The sequence below is a fragment of the Pseudomonas sp. Snoq117.2 genome, from assembly GCF_900110545.1.
Taxonomy (GTDB): Bacteria; Pseudomonadota; Gammaproteobacteria; order Pseudomonadales; family Pseudomonadaceae; genus Chryseomonas; species Chryseomonas benzopyrenica.
Genome location: NZ_FOED01000011.1, coordinates 95,780 through 113,807 on the forward strand (window position 1 = coordinate 95,780; position 18,028 = coordinate 113,807).

Consider the following 18,028-nt stretch of genomic DNA (forward strand, 5'->3'; position numbering starts at 1 on the left):
CCCCTTGTCCATGTCCGATCCCGTCTTTCCCGATACCGATCCCGAAGTCGCCGCCCGCCGTCGGCTGCATCTGCTGCGCCATCGCCGGCGCCGTCGGCTGCGCGAGTGGCGCCAGCGCATCGCCTTCTGGGTCGGCGCGGTGCTGGTGGGTCTGGCCGGTCTGGCCTTCGCCTGGCTGGCCGATGCCTCCTTCGGCCTCTTTCAGAAGATGCTGCAGCACAGTGCGATCTGGCCTTGGCTGGTGACGCCCCTGGGTTTTGCGTTGCTGGTCTGGCTGACGCAAGGTGCGCTGCGCGATGCCCGCGGCAGCGGCATTCCCCAGGTCATCGCTACCCTCGAACGACCCGAAGCGGACCTACGCGCGCGCCTGCTCGCGCCGCCCATCGCCCTCGCCAAGCTGCTGCTCACTGCCGGTGCCCTGCTGGTAGGTGGCTCGGTGGGGCGTGAAGGGCCCACCGTGCATGTCGGCGCGGCCCTGCTCTATGGCTTCGGCAAGCGCCTCGGGTTGCACGGGCGCCGAACCCTGTCCGGACTCATCCTCGCTGGTGGTGCCGCCGGAATTGCCGCGGCCTTCAACACGCCCCTAGGCGGGGTGGTCTTCGCCATCGAGGAGTTGACTCACACCTTCGAGCAGCGCTTCAGCGGCCTGGTGCTCACCGCCGTACTGCTCGGCGGCATCGTCACCCTGGGCATCGTCGGACCCTACAGCTATCTTGGTGCCCTGGACCTGCACCTGACCTGGGGGCTGGGCTGGATCGGCGTGGCGGTGATCGGCGTCGTCGGCGGCTTGCTGGGGGGCTGTTACGGCCGGCTGGTGCTGCCCACCGACCGGGGCTGGCTGGGGCGCCTGAACGCCCTGCGCGGGCGGCGTCCGGTGGCTTTCGCCGCCGCTTGTGGACTGGTGCTGGCGGCCCTGGGGTTGATCTCCGGTCAGCATGTGTTCGGCACCGGCTACGCCGAAACCCACGCCATCCTGGCCGGCGAACCCGTGACCGGGGGCGACTTCCTGCTGTGGAAATTCCTCGCCAACGTCGTTTCCTACCTCGCCGGGGTGCCGGGCGGTCTGTTCTCGCCCTCCCTGGCGGTCGGTGCGGCCCTGGGGCCCTGGCTGGTCGATTGGCTGCCGGGCATGAGTCTGCCCCAGTGCGCCCTGCTGGGGCTGGCCGCCTACCTGGCCGGGGTCACCCGCACCCCGCTGACCGCCACGGTCATCACCCTGGAGCTGGCCCACAGCCCGGACATGGCGTTGCCGGTGCTGGCGGCCTGCCTGCTGGCCGCTGCCGTCTCCGGCTGGCTGATGCCGGTGCCGCTCTACCATGCGCTGTCGCAGCAGGTGCTCAATGCCCTTACCCCCCGGCGGAACTAGGCCCTAGCGCCCACCACCGATGTCCAGCAGCGCGCCGGTGGTGTAGGAGGCCTCGTCCGACAGCAGCCAGAGGATACCGGCAGCGATCTCCTCGGCCTCGCCCGCACGTCCCAGCGGAGTGGTCACGCCCAGGCGCTCGGCGCGCCCCGGTTGGCCACCGCTGGCGTGGATGTCGGTGAGGGTCACACCTGGCCGCACCGCATTGACCCGCACCCCGTGCGGGCCGAGTTCCTTGGCCAGGCCCAGGGTCAGGGTGTCCAATGCCGCCTTGCTGGCGGCGTAGTCGACATATTCGTTGGGCGAGCCCAGCCGTGCGGCGATGGACGAGACGTTGACGATGGCACCGCCGCGGCCGCCCCGTTCGCGGGACAGGTGACGGGCCGCTTCGCGGGCGCAGAGAAAGGCGCCGTAGACGTTGACCTCGAACATCCGTCGCAAGCGCTCGGCGCTCATCTCCACCAGCGGCTGCGAGCGGTCGACGATGCCGGCGTTGTTGACGAAGCCGTCCAGCCCGCCGAAGCGCGCCACCGTGCGCTCGAACAGTGCCACCACCTCGGCTTCATCGGCGACGTCGGCGCGCACGGCCAACCCTTCCGCGCCCAGGGCTTCGATCTCGGCCAGGGTGGCCTGGGCCGCGGCTTCGTCCTGGCGATAGTTGAAGGCGACATTCCAGCCGCGGGCGGCGGCGCTGAGGGCCGTGGCACGGCCGATACCGCGACTCGCGCCGGTGATGAGCAGGGTCTTGCGCATGATGGAAACCTCGGTCCAGAGAGAAGGGAGGGGTAACGTCTAACCGTCTGATGGGTCGAAAAAATGCTTGGACGTCCCCTTCGTTTCGCCTAAAAGTAAGGCGAACGGCACGCGCCGCATTATCCGCGGCCACTTCGCGATCTGATTCCTAAGCGCTTGCAGAGGTCAATCCTGATGACGAGACCCCGCTTCATCTCGCCCAACGAAGTTTCCGCGCTCCGTACCAACATCCTCTCCAAGCTCACCTACGCCGTCGGCAAGGATCCCGACAACGCCCTCGATCACGACTGGTTCCAGGCCACTGCCCTGGCCGCCCGGGACTACATCGTCGACCGCTGGATGAGTCGCACCCGCGATGCCTATCGCACCGGCCAAAAGCGGGTTTACTACCTGTCCCTGGAATTCCTCATCGGTCGGCTGCTGATCGACAGCCTGTCCAACCTCGGCATCCTCGAAGAGACTCGCCGCGCCCTGGCCGACCTGGGCGTCGATCTGGAACGCATTCGCGGGCTGGAGCCGGACGCCGCCCTGGGCAACGGCGGCCTGGGTCGCCTGGCCGCCTGCTTCATGGAGAGCATGGCTACCCTGGGCATCGCCAGCCATGGCTACGGCATCCGCTATGAACACGGGCTGTTCCGCCAGGTGATCGCCGATGGCTTCCAGCTGGAGCAGCCGGAAAACTGGCTGGATTTCGGCAACCCCTGGGAATTCGAACGCGCCGAAGTGGTGTACGAGATCGGCTTTGGCGGCCATGTCGCCCCCTATGGCGAAGGTGATCCGCGGCGCCAGGTGTGGACGCCCGGCGAGCGCATCCGCGCGGTGGCCTACGACACCCCGGTGATCGGTTGGGGCGGGGAGGGCGCCAATACCCTGAGACTCTGGCGCGCCCGACCGCTGGAGATCCTCCACCTGGAAACCTTCAACGCCGGCGACCATGTCGGCGCCGTGGCCAACGAGGCCCGCGCCGAGAGCATCTCGCGGGTGCTCTATCCGGCCGACAGCAGCGAAGCCGGCCAGGAACTGCGCCTGCGCCAGGAGTATTTCTTCGTCGCCGCCTCCCTGGCCGACCTGACCCGCCGCCACCTCAAGCAGCACAACGACCTGCTCAGCCTGCCCGAGCACGTGTCCATCCAGCTCAACGACACCCACCCGGCCATCGCCGTGGCCGAGCTGATGCGACTCCTGGTGGACATCCACGGCATTCCCTGGGACGCCGCCTGGAGCACCACCGTCGGCACCCTCAGCTACACCAATCACACCCTCCTGCCCGAGGCCCTGGAGACCTGGCCGGTGCAGCTGATGGAGCGCCTGCTGCCGCGCCACATGCAGATCATCTACCTGATCAACGCGCAGTTCCTCGACTCCCTGCGCGCCCGCGGCGAAACCGATGGCGCCATGATCTCCTATGTCTCCCTGATCGACGAAAGCCAGGGTCGCCGGGTGCGCATGGGCAACCTCGCCTTCCTCGGTTCCCACAGCATCAATGGCGTCTCGGGGTTGCACACCGACCTGATGCGCAAGACGGTTTTCCGCTCGCTGCACCGCCTCTATCCGGATCGCATCAACAACAAGACCAATGGCATCACCTTCCGCCGCTGGTTGCACCAGGCCAATCCGGCGCTCACCGACCTGCTGGTGGATACCCTCGGCCAGGGTGTGCTGCACGACCCCGAGAAGACCCTGCCGCAGCTCAAGCCCTATGCCAATGACGCCAACTTCCGCGAGCGCTTCGCCCTGCAGCGCCAGCGCAACAAGGACACCTTCACCAGTCTGGTGAAGCAGCGGCTGGAGATAGATCTCGATCCCGGCGCGCTGTTCGATGTCCAGATCAAGCGCATCCACGAGTACAAGCGGCAGCTCATGAATCTGCTGCAGACCATCGCCCTCTACCAGGCCATCCGCGACAACCCCAACGGCGACTGGACGCCCCGGGTCAAGATCTTCGCCGGCAAGGCCGCGGCCAGCTATCACCAGGCCAAGCTGATCATCAAGCTGGCCAATGACGTGGCCAAGGTGGTCAACAACGATCCCCTGACCCGCGATCTGCTCAAGGTGGTCTTCCTACCCAACTACAATGTCAGTCTCGCCGAGGTCATCATCCCGGCGGCGGACCTGTCCGAGCAGATCTCCACCGCCGGCATGGAGGCCTCGGGCACCAGCAACATGAAGTTCGGCCTCAATGGCGCTCTCACCATCGGCACCCTGGACGGCGCCAACGTGGAGATGTGCGAGCTGATCGGGGAAGAACACATGTTCATTTTCGGTCTCAAGGCGGCCGAGGTGGAGGAGCGCCAGCGCAGCGGTGGCATCTCCTCTGACATCATCGAGAATTCGCCGCGCCTGGCGCAGGTGCTGTCTGGTTTGCGCGCCGGCCAGTTCTCGCCCGACGAGCCGGCGCGCTACAACAGCCTGCTCGACGTCCTGACCTGGCACGATCGCTTCCTGGTGTGCGCCGACTTCGACGCCTACTGGGACGCCCAGCGCCAGGTCGAGACCCGCTGGCAGCAGCCGGACAAGTGGTGGCAATCGGCGGTGATCAACACCTCCAGCATGGGCTGGTTCTCCTCCGACCGCACCATCCGCGAATACGCCACGGAGATCTGGAGGGCGCTGTAGTCGTTATAGGGTCTATCGCGGCCATGGGCCGCTCCTACAGGGCATCCGTAGGAGCGGCCCATGGCCGCGATCATAGAGCGGAGCGGCCGTCTCGGCAGACCGCCATGGCTGCGATCACCTACCCCCCCATGGAGAACCCCCGCCTTACACGACGTCTACATCCTTGCAGCATCCGCCCCACACGCCTGTCACCGGAGTCCCCATGCCCCGCACCTCCACCCGACTCGAAGCGGGCAATCCCGCCCATTACGGCGCCACCGTCGTCGACGGCGGGATCAACTTCGCCGTCTGGTCCCCGGCCGCCGAAGCCGTCGACCTCTGCCTCTACGATGCCAAGGGAGAGGCCGAGACCCAGCGCCTGGCCTTTCGCGAACACGAGGGCGGCGTCTGGCATGGTTTCCTACCCGGCGCCAAGCCGGGGCTGAAGTATGGCCTGCGCGCCCATGGCGCCTACCGTCCCCAGGACGGGCTCAGATTCAATGCGCACAAGCTGCTGGTGGACCCCTGGGCCCTGGCGGCGGACCAGCCCTTCCAGCTGCACCCCAGCACCTATGGCTTCCACCCCGAAGACCCCAACCGCCCGGACGAGCGCGACAGCGGCGCCCATGTTCCCAAGGCCATCGTCCTGCCGCCCGTTGACACCCTGACGCCCGCGCCCAAGCGACGCGATGCCGGGTTGATCTACGAATTGCACGTCCGCGGCCAGACCAAATTGCATCCGAAGGTCCCGGCCCGCCAGCGCGGCACGCTGGCGGCGCTGCGGCATCCCGCGCTGATCGAACACTGGCAGCGCCTCGGCGTCACCACCCTGGAGCTGCTGCCCATCGCTGCCTGGGCCGACGATCGCCATCTGCCCGCCCTGGGGCTGGCCAACTACTGGGGCTACAACCCGGTGGTCATGGCCGCCGTCGATCCACGCCTGGCCGGGCCTGATGCCCTGGGCGAATTGCGTGAGACGGTGGCCACCCTGCAGGCGGCCGGCTTCGAGGTGCTGCTCGACGTGGTCTTCAACCATACCGGCGAAGGTGACGAACTGGGCCCCACCTTCAATCTGCGCGGCCTGGACAACGCCGGCTACTACCGCCTGCAGCCGGACGATCCGGCGCGCTATATCAACGACATGGGCTGCGGCAACTGCCTGGCGCTCTACAGCCCGCCAGCGCTGCGCCTGACCCTGGACAGCCTGCGCCATTGGGTCACGGCTGCCGGCGTCGATGGCTTCCGCTTCGACCTGGCGCCCGCGCTCGGTCGTCTGGAAAGCGGCTTCGATCGCGATGCACCACTGCTCCAGGCCCTGGCCCAGGATCCGGTGTTGCGCCAGGTGCGGCTGGTGGCCGAACCCTGGGACATCGGTCCCGGTGGGCATCAGGTCGGCGCCTTCCGCGCGCCCTGGCAGGAATGGAACGACGCCTTCCGCGACGACGTCCGCCGCTTCTGGCGCGGTGACGAGGGGCTGCGTGGCGCCCTGGCCACCCGCCTGGCCGGTAGCGCCGATCTCTTCGGCGCCGGCGATCGCCTGCTGCGCACCAGCGTCAACTTCATCACCGCCCACGACGGCTTCACCCTCGCCGACCTGGTCAGCTACGCCGAGAAGCACAACGAAGCCAACGGCGAAGGGAATCGCGACGGCACCACCGACAACAAGAGCTGGAACAACGGCGTCGAAGGCCCGAGCGAGGATCCGGCCATCCAGGAGGCCCGCGCCGCCGACCAGCGTGCCCTGCTGGCGACCCTGATCCTCGCCGGTGGCGAACCCATGCTGACCGCCGGCGACGAATTCGGCCGCACCCAGCAGGGCAACAACAATGCCTATGTACAGGACAACGAACTGTCCTGGCTGGACTGGCAGCAGGCCGCCAGCCCCGCCGGACAGCGGCAGAGCGCCTTCGTCGGTCGCCTCATGGCGCTGCGCCAGCAGTTGCCGGCCTTGCAAGCCCAGCGACTGCTGGGCCGCCCTGATCCCCGTGGCTGGGTGAGGATCGAATGGCTCGATGGCGACGGCGCGCCGATGGAAGACGGGCGCTGGCAGGCCGGCGGCAGCCTGCCGCTGAGCCTCACCCTGGAAGCCCTCGATGGCGAAGACCAGGCCCAGGCCGCGCGGATCTGGTTGGCCTTCCAGCCACGTCGGGAGGAAATCGACCTGCGCCTGCCCCCGTTACGTGACGGACATCACTGGGTGGTACAGCTGGACAGCCGTCAGCCTGAACTGGAACCCGACTCGGCAGTCTACCCCAGCGCCGAAAATCTCCGTGCGGGTCGAGGCGTACTGCTGGCCGTGGAGACCCCGGACGCGCCCTAGGTGTGCGTTCCCTGTCGGCCGCCGGTGTCCAGCGTCTCATCACCCCATTGATGAAACCCGGAATCGGCACTGGCTGGCAGACCTGGCCTGACGGTCCGCTCTGCTTGAGACGGAGCTTGAGCTTTGGCGCTACACTCGCGCCCATCATTACAAGGAGCACCGCGATGTCCCGGATATCCCTCAGTCGTTACCTCATCGAGCAGACCCGCAGCCACAAGACCCCGGCCGACCTGCGCTTCCTCATCGAAGTCGTGGCCCGGGCGTGCAAGCGCATCAGCTACGAGGTGTCCAAGGGGGCGCTGGGTGGCGTGCTCGGCAGCATGGGCACCGAGAACGTCCAGGGCGAGGTGCAGAAGAAGCTGGACGTGCTGTCCAACGAGATCCTGCTGGAAGCCAACGAGTGGGGCGGCACCCTGGCCGGCATGGCCTCCGAGGAGATGGACCAGGTTCACCAGATCCCCGGTCACTATCCCAAGGGCGCCTACCTGCTGATGTTCGACCCGCTGGACGGCTCGTCCAACATCGACGTCAACGTCTCCGTCGGTACCATCTTCTCGATCCTGCGCAAGGACTTCGTCAGCAGCACCACCGGTGACGTGACCGAAGAAGCCTTCATGCAGAAGGGCACCGAGCAGGTCGCCGCCGGCTACGCCATCTACGGTCCCCAGACCATGCTGGTGCTGACCCTGGGTGACGGCGTCAAGGGCTTCACCCTGGATCGCGAACTGGGCAGCTTCGTGCTGACCCACGAAGACATCACCATCCCCGAGACCACCGCCGAATTCGCCATCAACATGTCCAACCAGCGCCACTGGGAAGCCCCGGTCAAGCGTTATGTGGACGAGCTGCTGGCCGGCAAGGAAGGTCCCCTGGGCAAGAACTACAACATGCGCTGGATCGCCTCCATGGTGGCCGACGTCCATCGCATCCTTACCCGCGGTGGCATCTTCATGTACCCCCGTGATGCCCGTGAGCCCGAGAAGCCCGGCAAGCTGCGCCTGATGTACGAGGCCAACCCCATGTCCATGCTGGTCGAGCAGGCCGGTGGTGCCGCCACCAACGGTCACCAGCGCATCCTCGACGTCCAGCCCGATGGCCTGCACCAGCGGGTGGCGGTGTTCCTGGGCTCCAAGGAAGAAGTGCAGCGCGTGACCGAGTACCACCGTCAGCGTTGATTCCAGAAACCGGGCCGCCTGCAACGGGCGGTCCGGTTCACGCTTGCGTCCTGCCTCAGCGTTCAGCTCTGATTCAGCCTCCTTAATCCTGCGCTAATCCGCCTTCGCCAAAGATGGCCGCGCAGCCGGTCGGGCTGTATTCGAATCGCGTGAGGAGCTTTTCACCATGAACGCCCTGAAATCCCGTGTCGTCCTCTTCGGCCTGCTGGCCCTGGCCAGTCATCAGGTGTTTGCCGCCGATGCCCAGAACTTCGCCGGCCTCACCTATGGCAAGAGCTATGACAACTTCAGCAACAGCCACGCCCTCGACCGCAACTTGAACAGCCCCGATACCGACGGTGCCCTCGACGGCAGCAATACCTGGGGGCTGCGTCTTGGCCAGCAGAACACTACCGGTCGCTACTACGCCACCCTCGACCAGGCCAGTGGCAGCAGCGATGGCCTGAGGCTCAAGCAGCAGGACCTGACCGGCAGCTACGATGCCTTCTATCCCCTGGGCCGCAATACCAAGCTGTTCGGCGGTGGCACCCTGGGCGTCGCCCGGGTCACCCAGGACGGTTCCAGCTTCGGCCACGACAGCGACCTCGCCTATGTGGCCGGGGTCCAGGCGGGCATCCTGCAACAGGTCAACGACCGCACCTCCCTGGAAGCCGGCTATCGCTACCTGCGCAGCAACGCCAAGCCGGACATCGACCAGGACGGCGCCAAGCTCGGTTCGAGCCAGCTCGACAGCAGCAAGGAAATCTACCTGGGCATGAACGTCTACTTCTAAGGCAGGGCCGGGGCGACAGCGGTCGCCCCGGTATTCAGCTATAGGGATCCAGGCCGGAGAAGGCCGCTACCAACACCACGGCAGCCACCCCCAGGGCAATCTCCACGGCGGTGGCCTGGCGCAGCAGCTGCCCTGCCCGCGGCCCTCGTCCCAATCGCGGCACCAGCAGGTAACGATTGGCCAGGGCCAGGGCGACCATCGTCACCACCACCAGTACCTTGGCCAACAGTAGAGCGGAGTAGGGCGTCAAACGCAGCAGGCCGTCCGGTCCGAGGATCAGCAGGCTGTTGAAGGCACCGCTGAGCAGCGCCAGCGCCACGCTGATCTGCCCGGGCAGGGAGTAGCTGCGCAGCAGCTGCTGGGCGTCATCCCTCAGATTGGCCGGTGGCCGTCCCAGGCACAGCAGCACCCCGGGCAGGCTGCCCAGCCAGAGCCCCGTGGTCAGTAGATGCAGCGCCTGATTCAGCTGATGCACCCCGCCAAGCCAGCCGGCTGTCGCGGCGGCATGGCCACCCAGGGCCAGACTGGCCAGCAGCAGGCCACTGAATCCCCACAGCCAGTGGTTGCTGCGGACCCCGGGCCCCACCAACAGCCACAGGGCCAGCAACAGGCCCAGCGGCAGTTGCCAGCGCCAGCCGTGGCCGGCCGCCGTGCCCAGATAGAGTTGCCACAGGGGCAGGTTGAAGGCATCCGCCCAGCCATCCCCCACCAGCGCTGCCTGCAGCGGCAACAGGCTCAGCACCCCGAGCAGCAGTAGTGCACCCAGCAGGCGGGCGGTGGACCGTGCCCGTTCCAGCAGCCAGAGACGCAATGCGGGTCGACCCAGCCAGAGTGCCAGCGCCAGATAGCCCCAGGTCAGCAGCAGCGGCAGCAGGAAGAGGATACGGGCGAGGGGACGCCAGGCATCGGGCGTCGCCAGTGTGCCGTCCATCCTTACTGGACGGTGAAGCGGTAGTCGCCCTGGGTCTTGTGCCCGTCCTTGGCCAGCACCCGCCATTTCACCTGGTAGCGACCCGGTTCCAGCGGCGCCTCCAGAGGGACGTCCAGGGTGCGTTCGTCGCGGCCGGAAATGACCTTGCCGGTGGTGATCGCCGTGCCGGCCTGACCATCCAGCCGTTGCAGCTGCACCTGACTCATGGAAGCTTCGATCCCCTCGGAAAAGCTCAGACTCAGTTGCTTCGGTGCCGGGCTGGTGCTGTCGGGCGCGGGCTCGGCGCTCTTGAGATGGCCGTGGGCCAGGGCCAGCCCCGGCAACAGCAGAGTGGTCAGGGCGAGGCGGCGAGCGAGACGCAGGACAGCGGTCATGGAGATCTCCAGCAGCAGAAGGAAACCGCCAGCTTAGCAGTCCGTTCGGGCAGCGTCCGCGCCTGGCGCCTGCTCCGCCGCGCGCGCCGCGCACTCGACGAAGGTCCGCGCGGTGCAGCTGCGGCAGACTTCCGGATCCAGCCGCGGATAGATGCTGCGCAAGGCCTGATCCTTGGACGAGAAGATATGGCCTTCGCCCAGCTCCTTGAGAAACTCGGTCTTGGCGAACAGCTGCAGCACCGGCGTGCGCGGGCGATGGAAATAGAGATCGCCGCCCTGGGCCCGGCGCTCGCGCCATTCGCGCCGCCACAGGTCGTTACCGGCCAAATCGATGAAATTCATGCTCTTGGTCATAAACAGCGCATGCTTCTGGCCGGGTTGGGCGCTGCGAAAGCCGTCCAACTGATCGCCCACATGGGGCACGGCGCCAAAGAACACCGAGCCTTCCACCCGCACCAGCTTGAGTTGCGGACACTCCTGCGCCGGCTGGCCCAGTTCGTCCAACGGGGTGAAACGACGCTCGGGGGTGCGGGGGTCCGGTACCAGCGGGCGGATCGCCGGGTGCGAGGTGCGATAGAGGTAGGCCACCAGGGACACCAGGGTGCCCAGCAGCACGGCGCGGTCCAGCGGAATGGTCAGGGTCGCCAGAAAGGTCACCCCGGCCACCAGCGCCTCGGTACGGCTGACCTTCAGCACCTCGCGCCAGCGACCCAGGTCCAGCAGGCCGCGCGCCACCAGCAGCAGGGTGGCGGCGATGGCCGCCAGCGGAATGGCAGCGATCAGGGCACCTCCGAAGGTCACCAGGGCCACCACCAGCAGGGCGGCGAACACCGCCGCCATCGGCGTACGGGCCCCAGCTTCGAAATTGGGCATGGAGCGATTCAGCGAGCCGCAGGACACATAGGCCGAAAAGCAGCCGCCCACCAGGTTGGCCAGGCCCTGGCCACGGAATTCGCGATTGACGTCCAGCCGCTGCCCGGAGCGCTGGGCCACCGCCTTGGCGATCGACAGCGACTGCCCGAGGGCTACCAGGGTCAGGGCTACAGCGATCCCGGAGAGATTGCCCAGATCCTGCAGGGTGACGTCGGGCAGATGGAAGGGCGGCAGCGCCGAGGGGATCCGTCCGACCGTAGCGATCCCCTGGGCCGCACCCGCCACGCTACGCTCCAGGATCCAGGCGCTCAGGCAACCAGCCAGCAGGCCCAGCAGCATGGTCGGCCAGCGCGGGCGCAGCCGGCGCAGCAGCAGGGTGGCGACCAGGGTCACCATGCCGATGACCAGCGAGGGCCAGTGGATCGCCAGGGGATGGGCGAGCACATAGCCGAGGACGCCAAAGGCCGAGGTACCCAGCGGCGGCGACAGCCCGAACAGGTCCTTGAGCGAATAGAGCCCAATGAGCACGGCGGCGCCACTCATGAAGCCGAGCAGCACCGAGGGCGAGATGAAGTTGGCCACCGCGCCGAGGCGTAGGGCACCCACCGTCAATTGCAGCAGGCCGACCAGCAGGGTCACCGCCAGGGCCAGATCGATATAGGGACCAGAGCCGGCTAGCGCCAGCGGTGACAGCGCTGCCAGCAGGGCTAGGGAGTTGGCGTTGGTCGGACCGGTCACCACATGGCGACTGGAGCCCGCCAGGGCAGCGACGATGCAGGGCACCACGGCACCATAGACGCCATATTGCGGTGGCAGTCCGGCCAGGGTGGCGAAGGCCACGCCCTGGGGCAGCGCCAGCACCGCGCCCAGGAGACCCGCACCCAGATCCGCCTTCAGGGTGGTGCGGTCCACCTCGCGCAGCCAGGGCAGCAGGGTCGAAAGGGCGGGCATGGAGCGCTCCTGGGGAAAGGGTCGCCTACTCTACCGACTCCGCTCGCCAGTGGGCTACCTGAGTCCCGCCGTCTCCGGTCTCTGCCACGACACTGGCTGTGTGTTCATTTCTTCACCAGTCGCCGCCAGACCGGTCCCTGTGGCGTTCTCATGACTTCATGCACGGGTTATCCACATCACTGTGCACGGTCCCTGTGGGTAACCTGGGCGGCTAGCCGTCGTGACTGTTGGCGGCGATGCGATGGATCGACAGGTCGGCGCCCTGGTATTCCTCTTCCTGACTCAGACGCAGACCCAGCACCGCCTTGAGCAGCCCGTACACCGCCAGGCCACCGAGCAGGGCGACGACAATGCCCAACCCGGTGCCGGCCAGCTGCGCCAGCAGACTCACCCCACCCAGACCGCCGAGCGCGGTCTGGCCGAACAGGCCGCAGGCGATGCCGCCCCAGGCGCCGCAGAGGCCGTGCAGCGGCCAGACCCCCAGGACATCGTCCAGCTTCCAGCGTGTCTGCACCGCGGTGAAGGCCCAGACGAACAGGGCTCCCGCCACCAGGCCGGTCCCCAGCGCCGCGATGGGATGCATGAGATCGGAGCCCGCGCAGATGGCGACCAGGCCCGCCAGGGGGCCATTGTGCAGGAAGCCGGGATCGTTGCGTCCCAGGAGCAGGGCAGCAGCCGTCCCGCCGACCATGGCCATCAGCGAATTCAGGGCCACCAGGCCACTGACGCCGGCCAGGCTCTGGGCGCTCATCACGTTGAAGCCGAACCAGCCGACGATCAGGATCCAGGAGCCCAGCGCCAGGAAGGGAATGTTCGACGGCGGAAAGGCCACCAGCCGACCTTCGCGATAGCGACCCTGACGGGGGCCCAGCAGCATCACCGCTGCCAGCGCCAGCCAGCCGCCCATGGCGTGCACCACCACGGAGCCGGCGAAATCATGGAAGCGCGCACCGAACAGCGCTTCGAACCTATCCTGCAGGCCGAGATTGTTGTTCCACATCAGGCCTTCGAAAAACGGATAGACGAAGGCCACGATCAGCGCGGTGGCGCAGAGCTGTGGCACGAAGCGCGCCCGTTCGGCGATGCCGCCCGAGATGATCGCCGGAATGGCCGCGGCGAAGGTCGCCAGGAAAAAGAACTTCACCAGTCCGTAGCCGCTGTCGGCGGTCAGCACCTGGGCGGGGGCGAAAAAAGTCACGCCATAGGCGATCCAGTAGCCAACGAAGAAGTACACCAGGGTGGAAATGGCGAAGTCGGCGAGGATCTTGGACAGGGCGTTCACCTGGTTCTTGTGCCGCACGGTGCCGGCTTCGAGAAAGGCGAAACCGGCGTGCATGGCCAGCACCATCACGGCGCCCAGCAGCAGGAACAGGGTATTGGCACTGTGGACCAGGGTCGCCACGGCAGAAGGCAATTCGTTCATCAGGGCAGTCGTCGCAAAGGGTTGCACCAAAAACATGCCTGGCGGCTGTCTGATGCGCGTTTTTGGGGCGCCTGGCAGCTCTCGGCAGGTTCAGTCTTGCCGCCAGACAGAGCGCAACAGCGGATTGGCGCAGGGATGCGCCAGGGCGGTGCGAATCGGAAGGGCGTGCACCACCAGACAGCAAAGGTCGTGCCGCTAAAGCGCGCGCAGGACGATGCGGCCGCTGCTCAGGTTGCTCAGCAGGGTCGCCACCTCGTCGCGCCGTTGCGGCTCCACGGCAATCCGCAGGGCGATTTCCAGCGCCTGGTAATCCTCTTCGAGCACCAGCACCGCCAGGCCCGCCAAGCGGGCCTTGATCAGCGGCCATTCCGCATAGGTACAGGCGAAGCCATAATCCTGCCGCACCACCAGCGGCTGCTTGGCCGCCTGCTGCAGGCAACGGGCGGCGCAACCGCCATAGGCGCGTACCAGGCCACCGGTACCCAGCTTGATGCCGCCGTACCAGCGGATGACCACCACCACCACCTGGTCGCAATCCTGCCCCTCGATGGCGGCCAGGATGGGCCGGCCCGCCGTGCCGCCGGGCTCGCCGTCGTCATTGAAGCGGTATTGATTGCCGAGCTTCCAGGCCCAGCAATTGTGGGTCGCGGTCGGCACGCTCACGCGCTCGATGAAAGCCATGGCCGCCTCGACCGTGGTGACGGGTGCGGCGAGGGCGAGGAAACGACTCTTGCGCACCTCTTCTTCGAAGGCGGCATCCTGGATCAGGGTAGAGGTCATTGTGCCTGGAGACCCAGTCCCTTGAGGATGACATGGGTCAGGGTCTGCGCCGCCTCGTCGAAATCCTGCCGGGTCAGACGGGTGCGACCGGTCACCTGGCAGATCTGGCTGGCGAAATCGGCATAGTGCTGGGTGCTGCTCCACAGCAGGAAGATCAGATGGACCGGATCCACCGGATCCAGCTTGCCGGCCGCGATCCAGGCCTCGAACACCGCCGCCCGGCTGCGAAACCAGGTCTGGTAGTCCTGATCGAAATACTCGTACAGGCAGTGACCGCCGCCGATGATCTCCATGGCGAAGATCCGCGAGGCCAGTGGTTGACGGCGCGAAAACTCCAGCTTGGCGCGGATATAGCGGCTCAGGGCCTCGGCGGGGTCGTCTTCCACGGTCAGGTGGTTGAAGGTGCTGTCCCAGAGTTCGAGGATGTTGCCCAGCACCGCCATATAGAGGCCGAGCTTGTTGTTGAAGTAGTAATGGAGATTGGCCTTGGGCAGCCCGACGCGTTGCGCGATGGTGTTCATGCTGGTGCCCTTGAAGCCATGGCGGGCGAACTCCTCCTCCGCCGCGCTCAGGATCGACTCCTCATTCTTCTGCCGGATGCGTCCGGCCGGCTTGTCCTGGCCGGCGTGATGGGCGGGTACGAGAGGGGTCATGACAACTGCAGGATCCAAAGGCGCGGCAGGCATCAATAGCGTACCCGCCGCCCTGGGCACAAGGGCTCTTTTACCGGTGTGGCGCTGGCGAGCTGCATTCCGTCACCGCGGCGCGGCGCTCCTCGGGCAGCAACAGGTTGAGCAGGATGGCGGTGATGCCGCCGCTGGTGATCGCGGTGTCGAAGAGATTCTTCACCAGTGGCGGCAGTTGATCCAGCAGCGTCGGCTGGCTGGCGATACCGAGACCCACGCCAAGGGAGGTGGCGATGATCAGCAGGCTGCGGCGATCCAGGGTGCAGTGCGCCAGCAGCCGTATCCCAGCCGCGGCGACACTGCCGAACAGCACCAGGGTCGCACCGCCCAGCACCGGCTTGGGAATCTGCTGCAGGATGGCGCCCAGCACGGGGAACAGGCCCAGCGCCAGCAGGATGGCGCCTATCCAGTAGCCGACATGGCGGCTGGCCACGCCGGTCAGCTGGATCACCCCGTTGTTCTGCGCGAAGGTGGTGCTGGGAAAGGTATTGAAGGTGGCGGCGAGCAGGCAGGCGACGCCATCACCCAGGACCCCGCCCCGCAACCGTCGCAGATAGCCGGGGCCTTCGATGGGCTGCCGCGAGATCAGGCAGTTGGCGGTCAGGTCGCCGGTGGTCTCCAGGGTGCTGATCAGATAGATGAGCGCGACCGGTAGGAAGGCCGACCAGTCGAAGGCGAAGCCGAAATGGAAGGGGAGGGGGACGCTGACCAGAGGCAGGTCCGGCAGCGGCTGAGGTTTCAACAGGCCGCAGGTCCAGGCGGCGAGGGAGCCCACCAGCAGGCCGATCATCACCGCCGACAGCCGCAACCAGGGTCGCCGCGACAGGTTCAGGCCGATGATGACCACCAGGACCAGGCCGCCGAGGGCCAGGTTGATCGGCGCGCCAAAGTTGGTGGCCTTGGCGCCCCCGCCGAGATCGGTGACGCCCACCCTGATCAGGCTGATGCCGATGAGGGTGATGACGATGCCGGTCACCAGTGGCGTGATCACCCGGCGCAACAGGCCCAGGCAGCGACTCAGGCCGATCTGCACGAAGGCGCCAAAGAAGCAGACGCCAAAGATCATCGCCAGGATGTCCTCCGGTGTCCCGCCGCGCTGCTTGACCAGCATCCCAGCTGCCAGCACCGCGGACAGAAAGGAGAAACTGGTGCCCTGCAGGCAGATCATGCCCGCCCCCAGCCCACCGGCACCGCGGGCCTGCAGAAAGGTGCCGACGCCCGATACCATCAGCCCCATGCTGATCAGGTAGGGCAGGTGCTCGTGCAGACCCAGAGCCCCGGCAATGATCAGCGGTGGAGTAACGATCCCCACGAAGCTCGCCAGGACGTGCTGCAGGGCAGCGCAAAAGGCAGCGAACGGGGCCGGACGTTCGTCCAGGCCATAGAGCAGATCATCGCGGACGGGACTGGTCATGGTGATTACCTCGCGGCGGCGCTGCTGGCCTGGAAAGCGACCGCAGCGCCGCAAGTGGGTCTGGCCGGACTAGAACTGATACTTCACCAGGAAGCTGAAAACGCTCTGGTCGGTACGGAATCCCTCGCTGTCCTTGATGCCGTACTTGTCCGACCAGTAGTCATACTCGGTACCCACATAAAGGTGCTTGGCTTCGTACCCCATGGCCTTGCCCAGGTCGTACTTGACCTGTGGATTGAAGTGCAGGTTGGCGTGGTAGCTACCCTTGTTGTTCATCACCCAGTCCATGTAGCCATCGATGAGCAGATCCGAATTGCCCAGGGGCAGGGTGTAGGCCCATACCGGCGTGAGCTGCCAGGCACCCGAAGGCGCACTGCCGCCATCCGGCTTGCGGTAATAGAGATTCAGCTGGAAGTAGTCGAAGCCCGGCACCTTGAGGTCGAAACCCGGACCGACCAGGTAGTTGCGCTGATCACGGCCGGCGCCCTCGCCATCGTTCTGGTCGTATTCCAGTGTGGTGGCGAGCAGCACATCGGTGACCGGGCCAAAGGAAAGATCCCGGCCGGACAGCTTGCCAAAGGACAGTCGTGGACTGAGTTCGCCATAGAAGCCTTGATGGCCGTCGCTGGCATTGGTCGCGCCGTTGAACCAGATGCTGTCGACGAAGAGGAAGAGATCGCCCCAGATCCAACTGCTGGCATGCTCGAAGGTGACGGTCTGCTGGATACGGGGATCGACCCGGAAATCCTTGCCATATAGATAGGTGAGGCTTTCACCGTGCCATAGCAGTGGACTGTCTGCGGCGTTGGCTACACCGGCTGTAATCAGGCTCGTGGTCAGCAGCGCGGTGGTTAGGGTCTTGCGCATGTAGGCTCCTGGAAGTGCTTTCTCGTTATGTGCAGCGTTCGCCGTGCTCAGCAAGATCGACGCCAAGCTCCGGTGGGCGGGCGAAAATAGTTATTTTTCAACGCCTTGTATAAGGATTCTGGAAAATTTCAGATGCCTGGCCTGGCACCAAACCTGACTGCTTGCTCAGTTTTCGTGCCCTGAAGCGGCGCCTGAAGCGGTCCTGCTGCGAAACAGCGCACGGCAGGCTGCGCAGTGCTAAGGTGCTTGGCGACCCCGCAGGAGATAGTCATGAAGTTGCTTATCGGTGTGCTGACGGCCTTGCTCTGCAGCTCTTTCGCCTCGGCTCAGGTCCCCCAGGGCGGAACAGGGCAGCCGGGCGTCCTCATGATCACCCGCGGCGACGCCTACTCAGGGTCCGGATGCGATATAGGTCTGGTGATCCAGGGGCGACTGGCCGGCACCCTCATGGCGGGTCAGAGTGCTTCCTTCAATCTGCCAGCTGGCGAAATCGCCGTGAGTCTTACCTCTTCTGGTCCGGGCGGTTGTGCAGCACCCATGGCGAGCAGCATCTCCCAGTCCATTTTGCTGACGCCTGGCGAGATCAAGCAGTACCGGATCATCGCGACCGAAGCGGGTTATCGCCTGGCGCCCATCCCACTTTATTGAAGTTTCTTGAAATAACCTGTTGACGCCCTCCAGAAGTCGCCTATAATGCGCCCCACTTCCGGCGCAGACGCTGAAGCGGCTTGAAAATCAAGCACTTAGGTCT

15 protein-coding genes are annotated in these 18,028 nt (G+C 66.2%); 6 read left to right on the forward strand and 9 right to left on the reverse strand.

The window, feature by feature from the left end; all coding sequences use genetic code 11:
- The first annotated feature begins 10 nt into the window (after nt 1-10).
- Entirely contained in the window at nt 11-1,366 is a 1,356-nt protein-coding gene (locus BMZ43_RS21045) for a chloride channel protein (RefSeq protein ID WP_093256298.1), read from the forward strand.
- 3 nt (nt 1,367-1,369) lie between these two features.
- Here the strand turns inward: BMZ43_RS21045 and BMZ43_RS21050 are convergent, their stop codons facing one another.
- Complete coding sequence (locus tag BMZ43_RS21050) at nt 1,370-2,116, reverse strand: SDR family oxidoreductase (protein ID WP_017640668.1); 747 nt, start codon at nt 2,114-2,116, stop codon at nt 1,370-1,372.
- 174 nt (nt 2,117-2,290) lie between these two features.
- On the opposite strand from BMZ43_RS21050, the gene BMZ43_RS21055 reads away from it, so the two are divergent.
- From BMZ43_RS21055 to BMZ43_RS21070, 4 genes are all read left to right on the forward strand, one after another.
- Entirely contained in the window at nt 2,291-4,732 is a 2,442-nt protein-coding gene (locus BMZ43_RS21055) for a glycogen/starch/alpha-glucan phosphorylase (protein WP_017640667.1), read from the forward strand.
- Between the two features lie 202 nt (nt 4,733-4,934).
- Nucleotides 4,935-7,031 carry a glycogen debranching protein GlgX gene (gene glgX / locus BMZ43_RS21060; protein ID WP_093256301.1) on the forward strand — a complete coding sequence of 699 codons (2,097 nt, stop codon included), beginning with the start codon at nt 4,935-4,937 and terminating at the stop codon, nt 7,029-7,031.
- 164 nt (nt 7,032-7,195) lie between these two features.
- The gene (locus BMZ43_RS21065; RefSeq protein ID WP_007162011.1) at nt 7,196-8,206 is read left to right on the forward strand and encodes a class 1 fructose-bisphosphatase; all 1,011 of its coding nucleotides are present in this window, start codon (nt 7,196-7,198) and stop codon (nt 8,204-8,206) included.
- Nucleotides 8,207-8,372: 166 nt separating this feature from the next.
- Nucleotides 8,373-8,978 (forward strand): outer membrane protein, encoded by a 606-nt coding sequence (locus tag BMZ43_RS21070; protein WP_093256303.1) that lies wholly within the window; start codon nt 8,373-8,375, stop codon nt 8,976-8,978.
- Between the two features lie 34 nt (nt 8,979-9,012).
- On the opposite strand, the gene copD is transcribed toward BMZ43_RS21070, so the two are convergent.
- The 8 genes from copD to BMZ43_RS21110 form a co-directional block, all read right to left on the reverse strand.
- Nucleotides 9,013-9,909 carry a copper homeostasis membrane protein CopD gene (copD, locus tag BMZ43_RS21075; protein WP_093256310.1) on the reverse strand — a complete coding sequence of 299 codons (897 nt, stop codon included), beginning with the start codon at nt 9,907-9,909 and terminating at the stop codon, nt 9,013-9,015.
- Between the two features lie 2 nt (nt 9,910-9,911).
- Complete coding sequence (gene copC / locus BMZ43_RS21080) at nt 9,912-10,283, reverse strand: copper homeostasis periplasmic binding protein CopC (protein ID WP_093256313.1); 372 nt, start codon at nt 10,281-10,283, stop codon at nt 9,912-9,914.
- 33 nt (nt 10,284-10,316) lie between these two features.
- Entirely contained in the window at nt 10,317-12,107 is a 1,791-nt protein-coding gene (locus BMZ43_RS21085; RefSeq protein WP_093256315.1) for a SulP family inorganic anion transporter, read from the reverse strand.
- Between the two features lie 211 nt (nt 12,108-12,318).
- Nucleotides 12,319-13,530, reverse strand: a complete 1,212-nt coding sequence (locus BMZ43_RS21090) for an ammonium transporter (protein WP_017640661.1) — start codon at nt 13,528-13,530, stop codon at nt 12,319-12,321.
- Between the two features lie 195 nt (nt 13,531-13,725).
- Nucleotides 13,726-14,310: an IMPACT family protein gene (locus BMZ43_RS21095; RefSeq protein ID WP_093256317.1), complete on the reverse strand. Its 585-nt coding sequence runs from the start codon at nt 14,308-14,310 to the stop codon at nt 13,726-13,728.
- A complete protein-coding gene (locus BMZ43_RS21100; protein ID WP_093256320.1) occupies nt 14,307-14,963 on the reverse strand; it encodes a TetR/AcrR family transcriptional regulator in 657 nt (218 codons plus the stop codon). The genes BMZ43_RS21095 and BMZ43_RS21100 overlap by 4 nt, the downstream gene beginning before the upstream one ends.
- Nucleotides 14,964-15,033: 70 nt before the next feature.
- Nucleotides 15,034-16,410: a nucleobase:cation symporter-2 family protein gene (locus BMZ43_RS21105; protein ID WP_093256322.1), complete on the reverse strand. Its 1,377-nt coding sequence runs from the start codon at nt 16,408-16,410 to the stop codon at nt 15,034-15,036.
- A 69-nt stretch (nt 16,411-16,479) separates the two neighbouring features.
- On the reverse strand, nt 16,480-17,277 hold the full coding sequence (locus tag BMZ43_RS21110; RefSeq protein WP_068383331.1) for an outer membrane protein OmpK: 798 nt from the start codon (nt 17,275-17,277) through the stop codon (nt 16,480-16,482).
- Nucleotides 17,278-17,547: 270 nt separating this feature from the next.
- Here BMZ43_RS21110 and BMZ43_RS21115 point away from each other — a divergent pair, with 270 nt between their 5' ends.
- On the forward strand, nt 17,548-17,925 hold the full coding sequence (locus BMZ43_RS21115; protein ID WP_093256324.1) for a hypothetical protein: 378 nt from the start codon (nt 17,548-17,550) through the stop codon (nt 17,923-17,925).
- Nucleotides 17,926-18,028: the final 103 nt, after the last annotated feature.

Coding starts and splice junctions, on each gene's coding strand:
- copD (WP_093256310.1), bottom strand. CDS start 9,909: ATGGACGGCACACTGGCGACGCCCGATGCCTGGCGTCCCCTCGCCCGT.
- BMZ43_RS21090 (WP_017640661.1), bottom strand. CDS start 13,530: ATGAACGAATTGCCTTCTGCCGTGGCGACCCTGGTCCACAGTGCCAAT.
- BMZ43_RS21085 (WP_093256315.1), bottom strand. CDS start 12,107: ATGCCCGCCCTTTCGACCCTGCTGCCCTGGCTGCGCGAGGTGGACCGC.
- BMZ43_RS21070 (WP_093256303.1), top strand. CDS start 8,373: ATGAACGCCCTGAAATCCCGTGTCGTCCTCTTCGGCCTGCTGGCCCTG.
- BMZ43_RS21100 (WP_093256320.1), bottom strand. CDS start 14,963: ATGACCCCTCTCGTACCCGCCCATCACGCCGGCCAGGACAAGCCGGCC.
- glgX (WP_093256301.1), top strand. CDS start 4,935: ATGCCCCGCACCTCCACCCGACTCGAAGCGGGCAATCCCGCCCATTAC.
- BMZ43_RS21095 (WP_093256317.1), bottom strand. CDS start 14,310: ATGACCTCTACCCTGATCCAGGATGCCGCCTTCGAAGAAGAGGTGCGC.
- BMZ43_RS21045 (WP_093256298.1), top strand. CDS start 11: ATGTCCGATCCCGTCTTTCCCGATACCGATCCCGAAGTCGCCGCCCGC.
- BMZ43_RS21115 (WP_093256324.1), top strand. CDS start 17,548: ATGAAGTTGCTTATCGGTGTGCTGACGGCCTTGCTCTGCAGCTCTTTC.
- BMZ43_RS21065 (WP_007162011.1), top strand. CDS start 7,196: ATGTCCCGGATATCCCTCAGTCGTTACCTCATCGAGCAGACCCGCAGC.
- BMZ43_RS21055 (WP_017640667.1), top strand. CDS start 2,291: ATGACGAGACCCCGCTTCATCTCGCCCAACGAAGTTTCCGCGCTCCGT.
- copC (WP_093256313.1), bottom strand. CDS start 10,283: ATGACCGCTGTCCTGCGTCTCGCTCGCCGCCTCGCCCTGACCACTCTG.
- BMZ43_RS21050 (WP_017640668.1), bottom strand. CDS start 2,116: ATGCGCAAGACCCTGCTCATCACCGGCGCGAGTCGCGGTATCGGCCGT.
- BMZ43_RS21105 (WP_093256322.1), bottom strand. CDS start 16,410: ATGACCAGTCCCGTCCGCGATGATCTGCTCTATGGCCTGGACGAACGT.
- BMZ43_RS21110 (WP_068383331.1), bottom strand. CDS start 17,277: ATGCGCAAGACCCTAACCACCGCGCTGCTGACCACGAGCCTGATTACA.